This window comes from [Clostridium] citroniae WAL-17108 (assembly GCF_000233455.1).
GTDB lineage: Bacteria > Bacillota > Clostridia > Lachnospirales > Lachnospiraceae > Enterocloster > Enterocloster citroniae.
Genome location: NZ_JH376420.1, coordinates 885,297 through 907,798, shown reverse-complemented (window position 1 = coordinate 907,798; position 22,502 = coordinate 885,297). Strand labels below are relative to the sequence as shown.

General features: G+C 49.1%; 18 protein-coding genes. 15 read left to right on the top strand and 3 right to left on the bottom strand.

From position 1 onward, the window contains the following. Positions 1-69: 69 nt before the first annotated feature. Positions 70-942, bottom strand: a complete 873-nt coding sequence (sdaAA, locus tag HMPREF9469_RS03965) for an L-serine ammonia-lyase, iron-sulfur-dependent, subunit alpha (protein ID WP_007859388.1) — start codon at positions 940-942, stop codon at positions 70-72. After that, complete coding sequence (sdaAB, locus tag HMPREF9469_RS03960; RefSeq protein ID WP_007859382.1) at positions 942-1,622, bottom strand: L-serine ammonia-lyase, iron-sulfur-dependent subunit beta; 681 nt, start codon at positions 1,620-1,622, stop codon at positions 942-944. Before sdaAB ends, sdaAA begins: the two co-directional genes overlap by 1 nt. Positions 1,623-1,767: 145 nt before the next feature. Here sdaAB and HMPREF9469_RS03955 point away from each other — a divergent pair, with 145 nt between their 5' ends. The 15 genes from HMPREF9469_RS03955 (at position 1,768) to HMPREF9469_RS03880 (ending at position 21,335) form a co-directional block, all read left to right on the top strand. After that, positions 1,768-2,703 carry a LysR family transcriptional regulator gene (locus tag HMPREF9469_RS03955; RefSeq protein WP_007859381.1) on the top strand — a complete coding sequence of 312 codons (936 nt, stop codon included), beginning with the start codon at positions 1,768-1,770 and terminating at the stop codon, positions 2,701-2,703. Next, positions 2,675-3,010 (top strand): GntR family transcriptional regulator, encoded by a 336-nt coding sequence (locus HMPREF9469_RS03950; RefSeq protein ID WP_007859380.1) that lies wholly within the window; start codon positions 2,675-2,677, stop codon positions 3,008-3,010. The genes HMPREF9469_RS03955 and HMPREF9469_RS03950 overlap by 29 nt, the downstream gene beginning before the upstream one ends. A 314-nt stretch (positions 3,011-3,324) precedes the next feature. Continuing rightward, positions 3,325-4,332, top strand: coding sequence for an amidohydrolase family protein (locus tag HMPREF9469_RS03945; protein ID WP_007859379.1), 1,008 nt, complete (start codon positions 3,325-3,327; stop codon positions 4,330-4,332). Positions 4,333-4,353: 21 nt separating this feature from the next. Then, positions 4,354-5,724 (top strand): aspartate-alanine antiporter-like transporter, encoded by a 1,371-nt coding sequence (locus HMPREF9469_RS03940; protein ID WP_007859378.1) that lies wholly within the window; start codon positions 4,354-4,356, stop codon positions 5,722-5,724. A gap of 85 nt (positions 5,725-5,809) precedes the next feature. After that, positions 5,810-6,643, top strand: a complete 834-nt coding sequence (locus HMPREF9469_RS30520; protein WP_007859377.1) for a helix-turn-helix transcriptional regulator — start codon at positions 5,810-5,812, stop codon at positions 6,641-6,643. Beyond that, on the top strand, positions 6,633-7,988 hold the full coding sequence (locus HMPREF9469_RS03930; RefSeq protein ID WP_007859376.1) for an oxidoreductase: 1,356 nt from the start codon (positions 6,633-6,635) through the stop codon (positions 7,986-7,988). Before HMPREF9469_RS30520 ends, HMPREF9469_RS03930 begins: the two co-directional genes overlap by 11 nt. A 26-nt stretch (positions 7,989-8,014) precedes the next feature. Beyond that, positions 8,015-8,782 (top strand): 3-ketoacyl-ACP reductase, encoded by a 768-nt coding sequence (locus HMPREF9469_RS03925; RefSeq protein WP_007859375.1) that lies wholly within the window; start codon positions 8,015-8,017, stop codon positions 8,780-8,782. Positions 8,783-8,793: 11 nt separating this feature from the next. Further along, positions 8,794-10,743, top strand: coding sequence for an FAD-dependent oxidoreductase (locus HMPREF9469_RS03920; RefSeq protein WP_007859373.1), 1,950 nt, complete (start codon positions 8,794-8,796; stop codon positions 10,741-10,743). Between the two features lie 69 nt (positions 10,744-10,812). Then, the gene (locus HMPREF9469_RS03915) at positions 10,813-12,648 is read left to right on the top strand and encodes a sensor histidine kinase (RefSeq protein WP_007859371.1); all 1,836 of its coding nucleotides are present in this window, start codon (positions 10,813-10,815) and stop codon (positions 12,646-12,648) included. Next, positions 12,621-14,288 (top strand): response regulator transcription factor, encoded by a 1,668-nt coding sequence (locus HMPREF9469_RS03910; protein WP_007859370.1) that lies wholly within the window; start codon positions 12,621-12,623, stop codon positions 14,286-14,288. The genes HMPREF9469_RS03915 and HMPREF9469_RS03910 overlap by 28 nt, the downstream gene beginning before the upstream one ends. Position 14,289: 1 nt before the next feature. Beyond that, positions 14,290-15,660 carry an ABC transporter substrate-binding protein gene (locus tag HMPREF9469_RS03905; protein ID WP_007859368.1) on the top strand — a complete coding sequence of 457 codons (1,371 nt, stop codon included), beginning with the start codon at positions 14,290-14,292 and terminating at the stop codon, positions 15,658-15,660. 275 nt (positions 15,661-15,935) lie between these two features. Continuing rightward, positions 15,936-17,279 (top strand): ABC transporter substrate-binding protein, encoded by a 1,344-nt coding sequence (locus HMPREF9469_RS03895; protein WP_007859366.1) that lies wholly within the window; start codon positions 15,936-15,938, stop codon positions 17,277-17,279. A gap of 113 nt (positions 17,280-17,392) precedes the next feature. Further along, entirely contained in the window at positions 17,393-18,283 is an 891-nt protein-coding gene (locus HMPREF9469_RS03890) for a carbohydrate ABC transporter permease (protein WP_007859364.1), read from the top strand. After that, a complete protein-coding gene (locus HMPREF9469_RS03885; protein ID WP_007859363.1) occupies positions 18,283-19,158 on the top strand; it encodes a carbohydrate ABC transporter permease in 876 nt (291 codons plus the stop codon). Before HMPREF9469_RS03890 ends, HMPREF9469_RS03885 begins: the two co-directional genes overlap by 1 nt. Before the next feature lie 74 nt (positions 19,159-19,232). Continuing rightward, positions 19,233-21,335 carry a glycoside hydrolase family 36 protein gene (locus HMPREF9469_RS03880; RefSeq protein WP_007859362.1) on the top strand — a complete coding sequence of 701 codons (2,103 nt, stop codon included), beginning with the start codon at positions 19,233-19,235 and terminating at the stop codon, positions 21,333-21,335. A gap of 272 nt (positions 21,336-21,607) precedes the next feature. Here the strand turns inward: HMPREF9469_RS03880 and HMPREF9469_RS03875 are convergent, their stop codons facing one another. Further along, positions 21,608-22,102 (bottom strand): hypothetical protein, encoded by a 495-nt coding sequence (locus HMPREF9469_RS03875; protein ID WP_007859361.1) that lies wholly within the window; start codon positions 22,100-22,102, stop codon positions 21,608-21,610. Between the last annotated feature and the right edge of the window lie 400 nt (positions 22,103-22,502).

Here is a 22,502-nt window from a genome sequence, read left to right as displayed (position 1 = left end):
GAAGGCCGGGATTTACCATGGGACTATGAAGCCATGTATCCACTGAATTCTAACAGAACCGCCCGCTCCCTACCCCCGGCACCCCCCGCATGCCGCACATCCCGAAGGTGTGACCGCGCATCCTCCCATGGCTGTTTCCCTGAAATCCGGAGAGAGCCGTCTCCCCACATTGTACATTGCGGCCAGCATCTCATCAAAGGGGATCAACTGCCGGACACCGCTTAGGGCCAGCTCTGCTGATGTCAGGGCATTGGCTGCGCCAATGGCATTCCGGTTCTGGCAGGGGTATTCCACCAGTCCGCCAACCGGATCGCACACCAGACCCAGAAGGTTCATCAGTGCGGTGGAGGCGCTTTCCAGGCACTGGGCCGGGGTGCCGCCCATAAGCTCCACTGCCGCGCTGGCAGCCATGGCCGAGGCTACTCCGACCTCCGCCTGGCAGCCGCCCACTGCTCCTGACACGGTGGCATTCCGCATGGCGAGATACCCAATGGCGCTGGCATTATACAGTGCCGGAAGGATGGCGCTGTCAGGGAGGTCGTGTTCCTCTGAAAGGGCTAATAGGACTCCGGGCACCACTCCTGAGGAGCCGGCTGTGGGAGCTGCCACGATCAGTCCCATGGAACTGTTAATCTCCAGCACAGCCATGGCATAAGAGATTGCCCTGGAAAGAAGTCCGCCGCAAATGGATTTTCCTTCCCGCAGATGGCGTTCCACCAGCCCGGCTCCGCCGCCGATCAGTCCGCCCATGGAAGGGCGCGGCCTTTGGATGGGCTCAGATGCCGCATTTTTCATGATAGTGAGAACCTGCTTCATCCTTTCGTCCAGCGCTTCGCGGGTGGTATCTGTCTGGCTGCACTCCCTGTGTTTCATGATTTCAGAAACAGGGCACCCGTATGTATCGCAGAGCAGGATCAGCTCCGCTCCATTTTTAAAATCCATCATCCCACCTCCCGTATCTGTATCAGCATGACATTTTCAACATCCTGATTCTCTTTGATCCTCTGCTGTGTGGCCTCCGGAAGCGAGCCGTCAAACTCCACAATGCTGTAAGCCCGGTTCCCCCTGGCTTCCCGGAAGAGTTTCATAAAAGCAATATTGACCTTTCCTTTGCTTAAACAGCTTGTGATATGAGCAGCCATGCCAATACAGTCCCTGTGGACCACGATCAGGGTATTGTATTCGCCTGAAAAATCCACTTCAATGCCGTTTATGCGCACGATCCGTATTTTCCCGCCGCCAATGGACTCGCCTCTCAGTGAAACCGTCTTTCCACTGACACCGGTCATATGGATGTCCACTGTATTGGGGTGGAGCTCCGTCTCAATCTCATTGCGGGTAAATGTCCATGTGATGTTCTGTTCACCGGCCAGATCATATGCGTTTGGGATGCGTACGTCATCTGTGGAAAAACCCATGATCCCCCCAAGCAGTGCCCGGTCCGTGCCATGGCCTTTATATGTTTTTGCAAAAGAACCGTAAAGGATAAATTCCACCTCCTGCGCCGGCTCGCCCAGCAATTTTCGGGCCATAAGGCCAATGGAGCAGGCTCCGGCGGTGTGGGAACTGGAAGGTCCCACCATATTAGGACCCAAAACGTCAAAGATACTGATAAAAGACATAAATTTCCCCTCTTTTTCATTAAATTGAAGTGTCTTGTGCGCATGGGACAACTTTATGTACCTATTGTAGCATGGAAAATAAATAAATCAATTTCATAGATTTTATGATATAATTGAAATAAATTAATAACAAAGGAGGAGAAACGTGGAATTCAGGCAGTTAAAAACCTTTGTCACGGCGGCCCGTCTGGAAAGTTTCTCAAAGACCGCGGAGCTTTTAGGTTATTCCCAGTCCGCAGTGACGGTGCAGATACGGCTGCTGGAGGAAGAACTTGATACCAGACTGTTCGACCGTCTTGGCCGAAAGATCGCACTGACCGCCCAGGGACAGCGTTTTCTTGAGCAGAGCCAGCTGATCCTTCAGGACATCAACCAGGCAAAGGAGAGCGTCAGGGAAGAGACAGACCTGAAGAACCCGCTGCACATCGGTACGCTGGAGTCTTTATGCTTTGCAAAGCTGCCGCCCGTGCTCGGCTATTTCAGGGCAAATCATCCCCGGGTCCCGATCAAGGTCACAACAGCGCCGCCTGGGAAACTTTATGAGATGCTGGAGCAGAACCAGCTGGATCTGATATACCTTCTGGACAGGGCCAGGTATAATAAAAATTGGATCAAGGCCATGGACCGGAGGGAATCCATTGTATTTGTCACATCCCCGTGCTATTGGGGAGACCGCCCTAAAAGCATCTGCCTTAAGGACATGATAGGAGAACCATTTTTTCTCACTGAAAAAAACGAGAATTACAGGAAAGAGCTGGATTCATTTCTGGAAACACAGGAATTGGAACTGATCCCTTCCGTGGAGATCAGCAATACTGATTTTATCGTTAAGATGCTAAAGGAGAATGGGGGGATTTCCTATCTTCCGGGTTTTGCCGTTGAGGAGAGCATTGGCAGGGGAGAGCTGATCCGGCTGGATGTTCGGGACCTGGACGTTATCATGTACCAGCAGATATTTTATCACAGATGTAAGTGGAAGACCCAGGAGATGGATGTGTTCATCTCAAGACTTGGGGGTGTCTCAGAAGATAAAACGTGGGGAGGGGATATTTATGGAGATCCAGTTAAAACGGGGCAGTAGCACTCCGCTGTACAGACAGCTGCGCAATAATATAAGGGATCAGATACTGTCAGGCCGGCTGGCGGACGGATTTAAGCTGCCTTCGGAGCGCCAGCTGGTGGAAAAACTGCAGGTCCACCGCAACACGGTTAAAAAGGCTTATGAAATGCTGATACAGGAAGGTCTGGTGTATGCCTCATCCAAAGCTCCCAGGGGATACTTTGTGAAAAACAGTCCGGCAGAGGCAAAGCCGGATCCTGTCCCTGAGACAAGACGGACCTTTTCCTCTCTGGACAAAAACTTTAACTACTCAGTGCGGGGACATTAAACGGGACAACTAATGCGGTGATCATGACAAGCCGTACGGATACGCCGGAGGACAAGTATGATTCTATTTTGACGGCTGTTTTAAAGGCAATGTGATCAGTTTGTGCGGGGAGCCGGGTCTTTTGGGACCTGGCTCATTTTGCGTGTTGTGAGATGGGATAAAAACGGATAATATGACAGTAAAATGCATATTTGAAACAGGATTCTACCAGAAATACCATATCCGGAAATGGTATCATTATCATGTGAAACAGATGATAATAGTTGGCCATACATTATCAGAATTGATGAAAGTGCAGGAGAAGGAGAATCAACATGAAGTCAATCGATGTATTCTGTCACCTTATGCCCAGGCGGTATGCAGAGCTGGCGATGAAAGAATCGCCCAATAAGTCACATATGTTTTTGAGAGCGTTAAAGATGCGGGCCATGTCTGATATGGAGTATCGTCAGACCGTCATAACAAAATTTCCGGAATATAAACAGATCCCCAATATTGTGTCACCGCCCGTGGAGCTGTTTGCAGGCCCGGATCAGTCGCCGGGGATTGCTGCGGTTGGCAATGATGAGATCAAGAAAATCACGGATGAACATCCGGAAAGCTATGAGGGGTTTATTGCAGGAATACCATTTAACAATGTTGCAGCTTCTATCATGGAAATTAAAAGGTGCAAAGACATGGGGGCAAAAGGAGTCCAGATTTATGCACATATGAATGGAGAGGCAATCGACCAGGAGAAATTCTGGCCTATTTATGAAATATGTGAAACGTTAGATCTTCCCATACTGATCCATCCGGTGGGAGGGCAGAAAGTACCGGAATTTCCCGCGGAGGATGCGTCAAAGTATGAACTTTGGTTTCTGATTGGATGGCCGTATCAGACTACAGTTGCCATAAGCAGGCTCGCATTTGCAGGGATCTTTGAAGATTTCCCAAATTTAAAGATAGTTACGCACCATGTGGGCGCAATGATTCCCATGTTGGAAGGGAGAATTGAAAACGGGTTAAAGATGTATGGCGGAAGGACCGCTCCGGAACTGAAAGAAAAGCTTACAAGGACCAGGATGAAAGGCAATCCCCTGGATACCTTTAAGAAATTTTATGTAGATACAGCTTCTTTTGGTTCAGCTGCCGCCATACGGTGCGGTATTGAGTTTTTCGGAAAAGATCATGTCCTGTTTGCCAGCGATATGCCTTTTGACCCGGAACAAGGGCCGGGTTATATTGACCGTACTTTAAAGGCAATAGACAGCCTGGATCTCTCGGCGGAAGATCAGTCGGCCATTTTATTTGGCAATGCAAAACGAATATTTCATGTATAATATAGGGGGAGGGTTTGACAAATGTTAAAAACCGTTAATTCGATTCTGACGAATCAGTTTTTTCTTATGTTTCTTTCAATTGCAACAGGGCTTTTGATTGGAAGGATCAAGATCAAAAGTTTTTCTCTGGGAGTGTCCGGCGGCATATTTACAGGGATTGTCATCGGATACCTGACTACCAGATGGGCTCATACGGTCTCAGAGGGCGGAGTGGGATATGCGAACGCGAAAAGGATTCTGTCCACAGGCGTTGTAGCGCAGGTGTTCTTTACCTTTTTTCTATTGCTGTTCTTGGTTTCTATCGGGCTGAAGGTGGGGAGCAGCATTGGGACGATATTTAAAAAATACGGAATGAAGTTTGTGGTGATCGGCATTTCCATTCCGGTTGTATCCATGCTTGTGGCATGTGTTCTCTATGGAAGTGTATTGTCCTCTAATCAGTCCATCACACCATTTGAGACAATTGGAATGTATGCCGGTTCCATGACAACAACCCCGGGCTACGGAACTGCTTTGGATGCAGCCGGGCATGTTGATTATGGAACTCTTTATAAAGAAGCATCGGAGGAAGATAAGGATAAAATGCTGCTGAAGATCGACCCGTCAGGCACGCTGTCAAGAACAGATACGGCAGCGTTAAACGAGGAACAGATTGCAGCGTACAAGGAAGCTGCTTCATCCGCAATCAGCCTGGGCTATACGGTTGCATTTCCTATGGGAGTATTGGTCATCGTTGTCATGCTTTCGGCCCTCCCCAAACTGTTCCGTATTGATATGGAGCGGGAAAAGGAAAATTATCAAAAAGAAATGAACGAAGTGTCCGGGGGTGGAAAGACTGCCAAAGAGCCGCCACTTAACTTTATGGTGATGTCTCTCGTTGCTGTGATTGGTATTATTGTGGGGAGCATCACGATCCCGCTGGGCAGCTTTGGCAGTTTTTCAATGGGAGCAGCCGGCGGAGTGCTTCTGGCAGCCCTGATCTTAAGTTATATTGGCCAGATCGGTCCCGTGAATTTCAGGATGGACTCCAAGGCTCTCGGAATCATGTACCAGATGGGGCTGACATTTTTCATGGCAGTAGTCGGTCTGCGCTATGGGTACGATGTAGTTACATCCCTGATGGGTTCCGGCCTGGCTCTTGCAGTGGCAGCGATTTTTGTGGAAATGACCGCAGTGCTTGTAAGCTTTTTCATTGGCCGCAAATTATTTGGTTTAAACTGGATCATTTTGAGCGGTGCAATCGCAGGCGGGTGCACCTCTGCTCCCGGTCTTGGCGCTGCCATCAGTTCCATTGGCTCAGAAGAACCGACTGCGGGATATGGTGCCGCACAGCCATTTGCAATCCTTGCAAATGTTCTGCTTGCAACTATATTTTTTAATATTATGTTGTAAAGGTATGTTACAATGATTTTTGTATATAGAAAAACCGTGTGCTCTCGGATACGCCGGGAGTACACAATTATGTAAGGAGGTTCCTATGGAGGATTTCTGGATTGAACATCGCTATAGTTCTTGTAATTATACACTTCCGCACCATTATGAACATACATATCAGATACTGTTCCTTTTGTCGGGAAGGATCGAATATCAGGTAGGGGAAAAGACATATGAAGCTGGAAGAGGCGGGATCATTGTGCTCAATACATTGGAAGAGCATACACTTACGGTTCTGGAATATCCATATGAACGCTATATTATTCAGATTAATCCCACATTTTTCCAGAATGAAGTGCGGTATCCGGAAATCATATCCGTCTTCATAAAACGGCCCGCAGATTTTTCACATCTGCTGCACCTGACTGATCCTGTCTGGAACTATTTATATGAATTAATACTTGAGATGGAAAAGGAGTACCTTGGGAAGCGCCAATATTGGGAGATGTATGTTGGCGCTGATCTGCGCCGGATGTTTATTACCATTTTCAGAGAGTGTGCGGATATTCTTTCTGCGATGAAGATAGGAGCGGGCGCAACCATAGCATACAAGGTGCTCAATTATCTGGACCACCACTATGCCGAGGATATTTCGGTTGATAAGGTAGCATCTGCCCTATATATGAACAAGCACTATATTTCCCATGTTTTTAAGGACGAGACGGGATACAGCCTTATGGATTATGCAGTTTCTCTGCGGATGAATCGGGCTAAGGCAATGCTTACAGAGACAGACAGGAGCATTTCTGATATTGCATCCGATTGCGGGTATACAGATTTTACATATTTTTCTAAAAAATTTAAAAAACATACAAATTTATCACCGAGTAAATTCAGAAAACAATTTTACAGGAAGGAAAACAATCATGGCACATGAAAAGTTCCATTATGGATGCTTGGAAGATTTAATAAATAAGCTGAATGAACTGGATCTTTGCCTCCCCTTTGCAGAGGACACCGGTATTCTTGCAGCACCGCTTAAGGTGAGACATATAACCATGCCTAACCGCCTGGGGATCGCTCCCATGGAGGGGGCGGATTCAATGCCGGACGGATCGCCATCTGATCATACCATGCGCAGATATATAAACGAAGCAATTGGCGGCAGTGCCGTCATCTGGTTTGAGGCAATCTCCATTGTGCAAGAAGGGCGCTCCTCAAAGACACAGCTGCTTCTTTCAAGGGATAATCTGGAGAACTATAAGGCCCTGACTGAAAAAGTGAAAGAGGCCGGCAGGAAGAAAAACGGATATGCACCGTATTTGATCATGCAGGCAAACCACAGCGGACGTTATTCTAATCCGGATAACAGACCGGCGCCAATGACCGCCTACCGCCATCCGTACCTTGAACAATACAGGGCTGCCGATGACTCCTGTATTGTCACGGATGATTATTTGAAGGGACTGGAAGAAGCGTTTGGTGAAGCTGCAAAGCTGGCCAAAGAAGCTGGTTTTGATGCAGTGGATATTAAATGTTGCCACGGATATCTTCTGGCCGAACTTTCTTCCGCCTACACGAGACCGGGTAATTACGGCGGCAGTTATGAGAACCGCACCAGATTGCTGAAACATAGCATACAAGCTGCAAAGGTTTATGAGAACGATACATTCCAGGTGACCTCCAGACTGGGAATTTATGACGGATATGCATATCCCTATGGATTTGGCGTGAGTCAGACCTCCGGGCTGAGTCCAGATCTTACTGAACCGATCCGCCTTGTAAAAGAGCTGTATGAGGATTATGGATTAGCCATGGTCGATCTGACAATGGGAAATCCTTATGCTACGACCCATGTGACCAGACCTTACGACATGGGAAAATATGTACCGGATGAACATCCTTTAACAGGGATTGCCAGGATAATCCAGGGGATTGGAACTGTTAAAAATGCTGTTCCGGGAATGGTGGTATATGGCTCTGCACCTACTTACCTGAGACAATATGCGGATCTGTTTACCGCAGGCGCTGTGAAGGAAGGTTTTTGTGACGGCATGCTTTTTGGAAGAATGGCCTTTGCGGATCCCGATTTTGCAAATGAGATCATCAGATATGGAAGGATTAATCCAAAGAGGGTGTGTATGACCTGCGGTAAATGCGGGGACCTGATCAGGGCACATAAGCCAACTGGCTGCGTGATCCGTGATCCTGATATATTTATGCCATTCTACAGGGATTTTCAGGAAAATAAGAAGTATCAGCCCGCTGATTTCAGAGGCTGATTTCAGAAAAAGGGAGGGAAGATCACATGAAGAAGACAGCGGTAATAACAGGCGGAAGCCGGGGGATCGGATATGCTGTGGCAAGACAGTTAGGGTTAGATGGATACCAGATCGTGATTCTGGCCACAGGAAGCCGGACGGTGTATCAGGAAGCTCTGGATCAGCTTACAAAATGTGGGATCACATGGCATTATGTACAGGGATCCATTGCCCTGGCAGAAGACAGGGAACGGCTGGTGAAGGAAAGTGTGGGACGCTTTGGCAGGATAGATATTCTTGTAAACAATGCAGGGGTTGCTCCCAGGGAGAGGAAAGACCTTCTTGAGATGACAGAGGAAAGCTTTGACAGGGTAATTGGAATTAATACAAAGGGAACTATGTTTCTGACCCAGCTTGTGGCAAAGCAGATGATCAGCCAGGAGCAGGTATTTGAGAATAAGGGGCATATCGTGAATGTGGGCTCATGTTCAGCAGAAGTTTCCTCCATTACAAGAGGAGAATATTGCATATCCAAGGCAGCGGTTTGCATGCTGACAACCCTCTTTGCAGACCGTCTGGCATCAGAGGGGATTGTTGTGAACGAAGTGCGTCCGGGCGTGATCGCAACAGATATGACCAGCGCCGTTACTGATAAGTATGACAGGATGATAGCCAATGGAGGGATGCCCATTGCGCGTTGGGGAAAGCCGGAGGATGTGGCACAGATGGTGAGCCTGTTTTGTTCAAACAAGGTTCTTTATACAACGGGCAATTATATTGACGTGGATGGCGGTTTCCATATAAAACGTCTGTAAGGGGAACAAATATGAATGTACAGGAACTTATAATTGAACATATCGTTATAGGAAGCGGAGCAGCAGGCTTTCAAGCCGCATTAAAGCTTCACCAGGCAGGAGAGACAGATCTTGCGGTTATAACAGAAAATATAAAAGCTGGGACTTCAAGGAATACCGGCTCAGATAAACAGACCTACTATAAACTGTCCCTTGCGGGTGCGGATCGGGATTCAGTCCGCACCATGGCAGAGGACTTGTTTGCCGGCGGATGTGTGGACGGGGATCTGGCTCTCTGTGAGGCCGCGTTGTCCACAAGATGCTTTTTTTGCCTGGCTGATCTGGGAGTTCCGTTTCCCTGTACGGAATATGGGGAGTTCATGGGCTATAAGACAGATCACGACAGAGGAAGAAGGGCTACCACTGCCGGACCTTATACTTCCAGGCTTATGACGGAATGTCTGGAAAACGCCGTGAAAAGGCAGGGGATCCGGATCCTGGACGGTCTGCAGGTGATCCGTCTTCTTGTAAGGGAGAAGCGGTTATATGGGATTTTATGCTTAGACAAGAACAATAAAATGGAAGTCTCCTACCTAATCATCTGGTGCAGGGATGTGATTTTAGCAACAGGCGGGCCTGCCGGCATGTACCACGACAGTGTATACCCCATGTCACAGCTTGGAGCCAGCGGTATGGCGTTTGAAGCTGGGGCGATAGGCAAGAACCTGACGGAGTGGCAGTTTGGAATGGCGTCACTGAAACCTCGATGGAACGTCAGCGGGACTTATATGCAGGTACTTCCCACATTTATATCCACAGATGCCGAAGGAAAAGATGAAAAGGAGTTTCTTCTGGATCATTTTGAGACACCGGAAGAAATGCTTTCCCTTATTTTTCTAAAAGGATATCAATGGCCCTTTGATGTGGATAAAATGTTTGGCGGATCCTCACTCATTGATCTGCTGGTATATCAGGAGACCATATTAAAGGGAAGACGGGTATATCTTGATTTTACAAGGAATACAGGGGGACACCCAATCCGATATGACCAGCTGGCGCCGGAGGCATATGCGTATTTGAAACAGGCGGGGGCATTGGCAGGGACACCCATTGAGAGGCTGAATCAGATGAATAGGCCGGCAATCGGTTATTATGGGGATCATGGGGTGGATCTATATCAGGAGAGACTGGAGATAGCTGTCTGCGCCCAGCACAATAACGGAGGGATTTCAACGGATTTTCATTGGGAAACCGATATCCACGGACTGTTTGCAGTGGGTGAAGTCTGCGGCAGCCACGGAGTCACAAGGCCGGGAGGGACTGCACTGAATGCCGGTCAGGCCGGAGCTGTGCGGGCAGCGGAGTGGATCCGTCAAAGGAAGCTTTATGATCTGCGTCAGGGAGGATGGCCGGAGAAAGATGGGAACAAGCAGAGAGAGGCGGAACATGCTCTAAGAGGAGATGCATACCGGTTCATAAAAATCCCGGAGCTTGCATGCGGAACGGAAACCCTTCAGGATTTATGGCTGAAGGCAGCAAAACGGATGAGCGCATACGGAGGAATGATACGGGAAGGGAGACAGATCCAGGCGGCGCTTTATGATACAAGGAGAGAACTGACAGAATACCTGCACCTTGTAAAACGGCCTGGGATGAACCAGCTGCCTTTGTTCTACAGACTGCGGGATATGCTCATATCTCAGATGGTATACCTGTCGTCCATGCTGGACTACTGTAAAAGCAGCGGAGGAAGCAGGGGGTCGGCCCTGTATACAGATGGAAATGGCAGGAAACCGGACAGCAGACTGCCGGATCTGTTCAAATGCACCCTTGATAACGGATCCCATGCAGGCATGATTCAGGAAGTTATCTGTCAGGGTACTGAATGTGAGATTGAATGGCGTCCGGTCCGGCCTGTTCCGGAGGTGGACTATTTCTTTGAAAATCAGTGGAAACTGTACCGTGAGAGGATAATGTTGTGAATACGATTTCCGGTAGAAATAAAATACAAAATTTGATATACTTTCCTCAAACACGTTTGGGGGATTCATATGAAAAAGAGAATGGAATTGCCGCAAAAAATGCGGTTTAAAATATTGATCCTTTGTCTGGCCTGCACCATGACGGCCCTTCTTTTGCAGACCTGGCTGTTTAACAGGAAATCCTCCACTCTGATCTACAATCAGGCGAAAAAGGAGAGCTTCAGTCTGCTGCGGAATATGCAGGATGATCTGTTCACGATCCTCAAATCCATGGAAAATAATATCATAAAGGTCTACAACCGCCAGCAGCTGATCCGGGATTTAAAGGAAAAGGAATCCATTTCCCTGCTGAGGGACAAGTATTACAGGGAGTCCTATAACATTGCCATGGAATGCTTTGACACCTCCGATGGAGTGGTTGCTCTGTATCTTTATAACGGGGAGGATGAGATCATCAGCACATACCGCAGGGCCGTAACCCCGCGCCATAATTATCCCCTGGATATTTACGAACATGCAGAGGAGAACAATGCGGATCTGGTCAGGCAGTATGCCCATTCGGACGAGACAACCATGCTGGTTTCCAGCTATTTTAACCCATACCGTGATACGGATATTATCCGGCTTGTGATGAAGCTGTATAATAACAGCAATACAAGCCAGATGATCGGTTACATTGCATGTGATGTGGACAGCAAGATATTCCGGTACAGGATGGAGAAATTCATTACGGACAGCGATATGTTTATGTGGCTTCAGCCCGTGGGGGACCGGGCGGCCGTATCCGTGGGCAGTCTGGGGGAAAATGACCGGAAGCTTTTTGACGGGATATCAGACCATTTACGCCGGGGAGAACAGGATTTCAGCCTTCCCACAGGCGGCAGCCAGAGAGTCTTTTTCCAGGTGGAACAGAACAAATATAACTTAAGTGCGTATGCGCTGATGCCCCAGGCACTGCTGGCAGCCAATCAGCGCACTCTGACGGCCAGCCTTTTCACCATAGCGGCCGTGATGCTGGTGATCACCCTGGTGTTCACCTTCCTCTGGTCCAAGAGCCTGACCCGTCCCTTGGAGGAACTGACGGAAATGACGGACCGGATCAAAAAAGGGGAGACAGACCTGCGCGTAGCGGTGAAAAAACATGATGAGATAGGGGCGCTGGGGCAGAGCTTTAACGAGATGCTGGATCAGATCGAAGCTCTCCTTGTCAGGGAGTATGAGACAAAGCTGCTTTTGAACCGGGCGGAGTATAACGCACTCCAGGCCCAGATCAATCCGCATTTTCTGTATAATACCCTGGATACCATGAGCAGTATTGCCCAGGTCCGCCACTGTGATGAGGTAAGCCATCTGTGCCAGTCCCTGTCCAATATTTTTAGGTACAGTTTGGATATGAAGAATCCATTTTCCACGGTTGCCAAAGAGATCGTGCACCTGAAGAATTATATCTATGTGATGGATGTGAGGATGAGGGATCATGTGGCCTATGAATTTGATATAGATGATGAAGTCCTAAAGGACACGGTCCCAAGGATCTGTGTACAGCCGCTGGTGGAAAATGCCTTAAACCACGGACTGCGCAATGTGAGAGGGGAAAAACACGTTGTGATCCGGGCCAAGGTACAGGAGGATAATCTGATCATTGCCGTGGAGGACAACGGAGTGGGGCTGGAGAACGCGGAGGAACTGAACCAAAAGATGAAGGAAAATGATCTGGATCTGGTGGAGCGGGGCAATTCCATCGGTCTGATCAATATAAACGCAAGGGTAAAGATGCTGTACGGCGATTCCTATGGAATACGGGTGGAGAGCGCGCCGGGGACAGGGACACGGGTGTACCTGACAGTAGCAAGACTGACAATGGGGGAGGTTGAACAGTGGAAAAAGAAGTCTATAAAGTCCTGATAGCGGATGATGAATACTGGACCAGGGAAAAGCTGTGTTCCATGATCGACTGGTCCAGATATTCCCTTTGCTGCATGGAACCGGCAGCGGATGGGGAAGAAGTGCTCAGGCGCATTGAAACAGATGAGCCGGATATTCTGATCACGGATATCAACATGCCTTTTATGAATGGGGTAGAGCTTCTGGAGATCATACATGATAAATACCCGGATATTATTACTTTTGTGGTCAGCGGTTATGATGATTTCCAGTATGTAAAGGATACGTTCATGGCCGGATCCATCAATTATCTGGTAAAACCCATCACCAGGATCGATCTGGTGAATGCCCTGTCCAGGGCATTGGAGATCATCAGCACCAGGAAGGCTCATGCCAGGGCCCGGGAGGAGCAGCAGATCCAGCTGTTAAAAGCAGCCTCCCTTTTGCAGGACAGGGAGTTCAGCCAGCTTCTTGAGCGGGAGGGTTCCTCCTTCACCCCGATCATCACCATCAACAATGACATGGACTTTGCAGGGATGAGCCTGATGCTGGTGAAGATCCACGATATGGGCAATCTGGTCAAACGGTATGGGCATGATATGAACCTTTTGTCCTACTCTGTGAAAAAGGAGATACGGCGGTGCCTGAAAAGCGATGCCCCGTTTGTGTTCAACCATATATACCGCCCCAATGAATTTGCCATTGTGTCGGAGCTGGACAACCGGGAGCTGACCGACAAGGCCAGATACCTTATGGTCCAGCTAAAGCCCCTGCTCCAGTCAACCATCACCATCATGCTCAGCGGCCACTCCTATTCCATGGACAGTATCCATGAGGCATATATCCAGGATATCTCCATGCTGATGACGCGTACCTACACGCCGGAGGATGTGCTGCTTGTGCCGGGGCGCTCCGGGATTTCCGGTGGAAACCGTAATATAAGCAGCCGGTTCGGCGACAGCCAGGTCAGGGAACTGAAGGAACTGATACGAAAAAAGAACCGGGCAGCCATTGAGAACCTGGTGTTCCAGGGAACCGGACTTGACTGCTGCGCCCAAGATAAGTGGGAATATCTGGAGGTAAAGCAGACGGTCAAACGTATACTGAATACATTTCCTGAGACGCTGGGCAGCAGTCTGTCCGCGGAGGAGACTGCTGTTTTGGAACATATGATCCACATGTCGGACCGGACGGTGGAGCGCCTGGATGCAGGCATTCTATGCGATGGGGTGCGCGATGTGATCGAGTACTGCATGTCTGTGGGATATGAGGAAGCAGTCCATACGGTGTCCGACATCATGCGCAGAGCCGCCGCGTACATAGATGAGCATTACAACGAGGATCTTAGTCTCTCCGCCCTGGCAAAACAGTTCGGAATGGAGAGCACCTATTTTTCCAAAACATTCCGACAGGAAACAGGGGAGAACCTGATGCTGTATATCACCAGGAAAAGGATGGAAAAGGCCGACAGCTATATCCGTGAAAGCGAGATCAGCCTGACTGAGATCGCGTTTATGGTGGGATATGATGACTACGCATATTTCAGCAGGGTGTTCAGAAAATATTTTGGACGAAGCCCGAGAGATTACAGGAACGCGGTGCAGTGTCCGGAACCATCGGGCCACACCATAGCAAATTCCGGCGATATACGGAGGGATTAGATTGGAAGGGAAGAACAGCATTGGATCACCGGTGCATGTGTATGGGCGGCGACCGCAGGCGGCCGGCAGGACAGGAACGGCCGGCAGGATGAGTGCGGCCGGCCGGACGATGGCAGTCAGCCGGATCATAACAGCCTGCATCATTGTATCTTTGTTTTTGTCAGGCTGCGGAAAAAAGGCGGAGGCCGTTGCAAAGGAGTCGGATGCGGTAATCCTGACCGTGCTGGCAGGTCAGTCCACCTCAGATGCGGGCATGGAGGACATGATCGATGAGTGGATGGAGGAACATTATCCCGATGTCAAGCTGGAATGGGAATGTGTGGACTGGGGAGAGAGCTTTGATGCGCAGGTTCGCTCCAGATTTGCGGCAGGGGATGTGCCTGATATCATTGTGGGAAAAGCGCAGGATGTAAAAGCGTATGTGGGGACCGGCAATCTGGCTCCTATTGCAGAGTCCTGTTCGGCTATGATCAAACAGGATGCCCTGGACCTGGTTACGGTGGACGGCACGGTATATGGACTTCCTTTTAATGCATGGTATCAGGGGGTACTTTACAATAAGAAGATTTTCAACACATATGGACTGGAAGTGCCTCAGACCAGGGAGGAACTTTTAAAGATACAGGAGATATTAACGTCCCGCGGTCTTACCCCCTTTGCCGGACATTTCCAGGAGAGCTGGAACCTGGGCAATACCACCATGCAGTTTATGATGAATGAGGTGTTCTGCGATGAGCCGGACTGGGGAGAACAGTTCCGGAAGGGAAAGGTGAATTTCTCGGACAGTCCGGCTATGAGGCGGTGTCTGGAGAACAACCGGAATATTCTGGAACATTCCTGGGAGGATGCACTGAGTATTGACCAGTATGAGAGTGATAACCGGTTTGCCGGCGGACAGGCGGCTATGTACCTGACCGGCTCCTGGTCTTTGCAGTTTGCCAACCAATATAACCGTGGTGATGAATTTGGGATATTTCCCTATCCCAATGAGCACGGGGACGCCAGGCTTTTGCGCGAAACCAATATGACTTTTATGAAAAGTGCCCGTACCGGATACGATGAACTGATCACTGAATTGTTCATGGGCATATTTTCCGATCAGCAGCTTCAGAGTGAGATCCTTGACTATACGCAGACGCAGCCCACCGTAAAAGGATTTGAGCCTGAATACAGGAGCTGCATTCAGGATGATATCGATTATTACGAACAGAGCGGTCAGGTGCTGGATGTGACCATTGGCAATAACCAGCTGGTGTGGTCCTACCAGAATGCGGTCGCAGCCCAGCAGCAGCTTTGGCTGCAGGGAAAGAAAAGCCTGGAGGAGGTTCTGGAATTTGCGGATGATAACCGGGCGGAGAGTATGAATGAGTGATATCTATATAAATACGGTCAATATAAGCGGAGTTGTACATTTCACAAAAATGTGCAACTCCTTTTTCAATTTAGTCCTATTTGTTCATGTCGGAAAAAAAGTATACTTGGTATATCAAAAACATCATGTGCAAGCGCCCAAAGGACGGACGCTAAGTGCTCATAACGAGCCACTGCACTAAGTTCGAGGGAGACCTCACTAAGTGCCAGTGACATGTATCGCACGTAAGCGCCCAAAAGACGGACGCTAAGTGCTCATAACAAGGAGGAACGTTCATGAAAAGAAAACAGGTATTGGGTGTATTGGCAGCAATTACGGCGTCCTGTGTATTGGCAGGATGCGGGGGGAGTTCCGGCGGGACACAGACCGCGGCACCGGAAAAGACTGAAGGGGCACCGGCCGCAGAGGCAGGAAGCAGCGAAGCGGCGCAGCCGTCCGGATCTGATGAAAAGGTTACGCTGACCGTGCTGGCGGGGCAGTCCACCACGGACGCCGGTATCGAGGATATGATCGATGAGGCCCTGGCTGAAAAATATCCCAACATCACCCTGGAGTGGGAATGTGTGGACTGGGGAAATGATTTCCAGCCAAAAATGCAGCAGTACCTCCAGTCGGGGCTTCCGGACATTATGATCGGAAAAGCGCAGGATGTGGCGACCTACGCTCCTTTGGGAGTGCTTGGTACCATTGATGATACATATCTGGACCGTGGCCTGGACGCAGCCAGGGAAAATGTGACGGTGGATGGAAAGACATACGGAATGGTTTACAATGCCCTGTATCAGGGAGTTTACTACAACAAGGCCATGTTTGAGGAAAATGGATGGGAGATCCCCAAAACACAGGATGACCTGCAGAAGATCATAGATGACTGCAACGCAAAAGGGATTACGCCATTTGCAAGCCATATGGTAGATACCTGGTCCATCGGCAATGTGACCATGCAGTTTGCCATGAACGATGTATTTAACAAGGACCCGGAGTGGGGAGATAAGTTCAGGGCAGGAGAGGTATCCTTTGCTGACAGTAAGGAGTTTCAGACCGCTTATGAGTATAATAAGCTGATTTTTGACAATACCTTTGCCAACACATTCAGCATGGAGCAGACTGACTGTGATGCCAGGATGGTGCAGGGGGAAGCGGCTATGAAGGTTTCCGGTTCCTGGTCCATCCAGAACTTCCTGGATATTGATGATGCCTTTGAGTTTGGTATCTTCCCGTTTCCCAACCAGACAGGGGATTCCAAGCTGATATTTGAGCCCAATATTACCCTGATGACAAGTGCAAAGACCGAACATCCGGACGCTGTTAACTGTGTTCTGGATCTGCTGACCTCCGACAAGGAGCTGGCTGTGGAAATCTATGATTATACCAAGACTGCCTCCATGCTGAAGGATGTGACACCGACCTTTGAGAATCCCAGTCAGGAAGATATTGATAAGTATGCTGCCGATGATATGATCGTGGACGTTACTCTGGGCAACAACCAGCTTGTATGGGGAGGATTCCAGGAAGAGAACGCAAAGGATATCGCCGCATGGCTTCAGGGCGATGAAACCTTTGAGGATGTTCTGGCCGCATCCGATGCAAGGGTGGATGCCAGTTCCGCAACCAAATAACATACCAGCGTTGCAGCCAAATAAAATGAAAGGCGCGGTTATAATAACTGCGCCTTACTATGTACTCGCGCTGAACTGTACTGATCTGTCTGGCATGAAAGGGGATAATGAGGATGCCTAAAAATAAAAGCGAAATAATGGGCAGAAAGCTCTTTTTGCAGTATCTGCTTCTGGTTCTTCCCGGCTTTATCATATTTACGATCGGGTTGATCCTTCCGCTGCTTCTGTCGTTCCGGTATTCGGTGACAAGCTGGGACGGAATCTCACCGGAAAAGGTATTTGTAGGATTCAGGAACTACATGGATCTGTTTCAGGATGATAATTTCCGAAGCGCATGGTGGTTTACCATTAAATTCACCATAGGGAACACTCTGATCCAGAATGCTGCAGCCCTGCTGTTTGCAGTGGCCCTGGACAGCGGGATCCGCTGCAAGAAAATATACAGGGCAGCTTTTTTTATTCCCTGTCTCATCAGTGCCGTGATCGTGGGCTTTGTGTGGCTTAAAATGTTTTCCAACGTGCTTCCGGCTGTGAATGACTGGCTGGGAACCAATTTTAATTTTATGCTGTTCGGAAGCGGAAAAACCGTTCTCTGGGGGCTTTTGATCGCCAACAACTGGCAATGGATCGGATACTGGATGTTGATCTATCTGGCCGGCCTCCAGTCTGTGCCCTCCGATCTGTATGAGGCCGCCAAGGTGGACGGAGCCGGAGCAGTAAAACGGTTTTTTAACGTAACCATCCCCATGCTGGCACCCGCCATTACCATCTGTGTGGTGGGCATTACCACCGGCTCCCTGAAGGTATATGACCTGCTGGTATCATCCACCAAGGGAGGCCCGGGGCGGGCGTCCACATCCGTGATCTACCAGACTTATACCACGGCCATCAACGGCAGGCAGTATGGATACGGTTCCGCAATGACAGTTACCCTGGTGGTGGCCCTGCTTTTGGTGGCCCTGATCCAGGTGAAGGGACTTAAAAGTAAGGAGGTTCAGGCGTGATGAAAGGATTGAAAAAAGACAGAACGGAAAAGGAAGAAAAGATCCGCCAGCCCTATACCAAAACAACCGCTGTGGTCCAGGTGCTCATGACCATGCTGGCGGCCCTTTTCCTGGCCCCCCTGTTTATTATTGTCAATTACTCATTTAAGACAAAAAAGGAGCTGTATATCAACAGCCCTCTGTCGCTTCCGCAGTCATTTCAGCTGGATAATTATGTGAAAGCCATCGATAAGCTGAATATGGGAACTACCTACATCAACACCTTTATCTATACGGCGGTCAGCGTATTCGTGCTTGCCATGCTGTGCGGCATAACGGCGTGGGCCATTGCGCGCTGCAAGCACAGGTTCTTTAAATTCTGCTACATATATTTTATTGTAGGAATCCTGATACCCTACCAGGCATTGTTCCTTCCCATCTATACCATTGGTTTTAAAATGCATTTGACCAACACAAGATTCGGCATTATTTTCATGTATGTGGCAACGGGCATTTCCTTTGGCGTATTCCTCATGAACAGTTTTATGTCCACGGTTCCGGTGGAACTGGAGGAAGCGGCCAGGATTGACGGGTGTTCTGTGTTTAAAACGTATTTTTCAATCGTGCTTCCCCTGCTAAAGCCAGCCATGGCAACGCTGATCATCATGCAGGCCTTTCAGATCTGGAACGATTACCTGCTGGCCAGTCTTTATGTGAGCAAAAAACAGCTGAAAACCCTTACCGTGGCGATCCAGTCCCTGTTTTCCGCCCAGACCAGCGATTATACAACGGCCATGGCCGCGATCGTACTGTCGGTGCTGCCCATTGCAGTCCTGTTCATGTGTCTGCAAAAGTATTTTATCAAAGGAATGACCGTGGGCGCCGTTAAGGGATGAGTGCGCCGCGTCAGGAGCATTTCCCGTCAGGAGCATTTCCTATCAGGAGCATTTTCCATCAGGAGGATATCAGAATGGATACAATATTAAAAGAATACACACTGGGAGACATGACGGCGCGTTATCTGCTGGATGAAGAGCAGCACGCGGGCCTGGAGCTGTATCCAACCCATATGCCGGTCCCGGCCTACAGAAAGAAGAAGGCAAAGCTGGACGGTATGGTGCAGCTTAAGCTGGCCGGAGACGTCTACAACGGAGCATATGCGCCGGGCAATACGCTACGCAATGGCGGGAGCGTGGACCAGCTTCATTATAAAAGCCAGGAAACGGTGGAGGAGAGGGATGGCCTGACCATCATTACGCATCTGAGGGATGACCGGGGCTGCGGGATCAGGCATTTTCTGCACTGGGAACAGGGCATGCCCTGGGTCAGGATGTGGAATGAGCTGACCAATGAAAGCCGGGAAACCATTTTGCTGGAGATGATCTCCAGTTTTTCCCTGACCGGTATCTCGCCGTATCTGGAGGGAGATTGCCACGATCAGATTCAGGTACACCGCCTGATGAGCCGGTGGAGCCAGGAGGGAACCCTCCTCACCCAATCCATGGAGGAACTGCAGCTGGATACGTCATGGAACATGGAGTCGGTCCGGTGTGAGCGGTTTGGTCAGGTGGGATCCCTTCCGGTCAACCACTATTTTCCGTTTCTGGCCATGGAGGACAGGAAAAACCATGTGTTCTGGGGCGTTCAGCTGGCGCATGGCGCATCCTGGCAGATGGAGGTTTACCGCATTGATGAGAATATTGCAGTCAGCGGCGGACTTGCGGATCGGGAGTTTGGGCATTGGATGAAACAGGTTGGCCCGGGCGGACATTTTACAACGCCGGAATCAATTGTCACCGTATGTAACACGGACTCCATCGACATACTCACCGGACGGCTGACAGAGGCAGGACAGAAGGCGGCGGACAATGGGCCCGGAATTGAACAGGAACTTCCCATGGTATTTAACGAATACTGCACCACATGGGGATGTCCGTCCCATGAGAACATTGTGGAGATATTGCAAACAGTCAGGGAAAAGGGCTTTACCTATTTTGTGATCGATTGCGGGTGGTACAAGGAGGACGGTATTCCCTGGGATATCAGCATGGGGGATTACAATATTTCAAAGACACTGTTTCCGGGAGGGCTGGAACAGACCGTGAAGGCGATCAAGGAGGCAGGGCTGAAGCCGGGAATCTGGTTTGAGATTGAAAATGTGGGAAAGGCGTCCATGGCCTACCAGATGGAAGAACACCTCCTTCACCTGGACGGCAAAGTGCTGACCACCACCAGGCGCAGGTTCTGGGACATGAACGATCCGTGGGTGGAGGAGTACCTGAGTGAACGGGTGATCGGAATGCTTAAAAGATATGGGTTTGAGTATATGAAGATCGACTACAATGACACCATAGGAATGGGCTGTGACGGCTCAGAGTCCATCGGGGAAGGCCTGCGGAAAAATGTGGAAAAAACCTATGAGTTTCTGGATAAGATCAAAAGGGAGATCCCCGGCATTGTTCTGGAAAACTGTGCGTCCGGCGGACACAGGCTGGAACCGCGCTTCATGGCAAGTACCAGCATGGCATCCTTTTCCGATGCCCATGAATGTGAGGAGATCCCCATTATCGCAGCCAACCTCCACCGGGCGATCCTGCCAAGACAGAGCCAGATCTGGGCCGTGATCCGGGAACAGGATTCCGGGAAACGGATCGCGTACTCCATTGTAAGTACATTTTTAGGGAGATTATGCCTGTCCGGAGATGTGACAAGGCTGACGGAAAGCCAGTGGGAAGTCATTGACCGCGGAATGAAATTTTACAAAAAGCTGGTGCCCATCATCAAGCATGGCCAGTCGTACCGCTTCGGACCTGCCGTAGGCAGCATCCGCCATCCAAAGGGATGGCAGGCAGTGGTGCGCGTGGGAAGGGACGGCGGGCAGGCCTGTGTTATCCTTCACACATTTGACGGCAGCCTGCCGGAACGGATCAGCATAGACCTGCCCCAGGGATGCCCGGAGACTGTACAGGACATGTATTCGGATACGGATGAGGCGGTCACTGTGGAACAAGGCTGTCTGTGCTGGGTGCCTTCTGATAACAGGAAGGCGGCGGCGGTGCTGCTTGGGACGTAATGATTAATAAGTGTACTCTCGGAGTCTCCTCGGCACCCATGTTTGCGGCTGATTTTCCGCCAGTCACACACAAATTTAATCAACGTACACACCGTGTGCCCTTCATAAATTGGTGCACAACTGACAAAAAATCATCTCACAAATCTGAGTACCGGGAGATTCCGAGAGTACACATAAATGCTTAGTAACAAAAACACATACCATTCCAGGGATATCTGTGCGGAATGATATGTGTCTTTTTATTGCCAGCATGACCAAACTTGAAAGGCTTTTTAGATAATCCCTCCATCTTCCCTATCTGTCTTATTTACAAAATCCAAGTGATATAGTTTTTCCCAATGGTTAATATTTAAGGTTCCCCTTGTGAGATGAATTGCTAAAATACAGCAATTTTCATCCTTTTCATTGTTCGCCATATCGTACCAGTTAGCAAAAGCTGTACGAAGTTTTGTTCTTATTTCTGCATTTTGGGGGTCAAGTACCCAACCAAGGCTTTCCCCTACTCCCATAGCAGTAAACATCTCCGAGGAGAGCGCAACCGCAACCTCGGTATTTTGTTCTATTTGCAACATTTTATTTGATTTTCCATATGTAACAATATAAAATGTGCAGTCTTCATAATAGGCATCCACACAACGGACAACCGGGCGAGGCTTTCCGTTAGTACCCGATTCCCGGGCGATCGTTGCAAGGGAAATAAGATTATCTTTTCCGTTACCAAACTTCTCATCAAGTAATTTTAATCCTTCTTCGTACATACTCGTCATTATAATCTCCATTCCGCGCGCCTTCGGGCGCGGCACAAATAGTAATGAAAGATTTTCAAAACCTCTACTCCGTGAGATAATGCTTCTAAGAAGCTATACTACAAAGCACGGGAGGAGGAGTTGTAAATTCTTTCTCGTTTTAGACAGCATTATAATCAGTGTAAGTCCTGCCTTTTCAAGCACAAATAAGTGGTACTACGAGTCCGTACACTAAGAATTGTTTTAACGCCTTGGTTAAATTGTGTGGCAGTTCAGTCAATGGCTTCTTATCTTACTTTAGAAAGGAGCATGACTATGAAAGTTACTTACCAAACCTGTTGTGGTGTCGATGTTCACAAATCTTTTCTCGTCGCTACAATCATCAAAACTTCTGGTAGAATAGAACCTGACTACCTGAAAA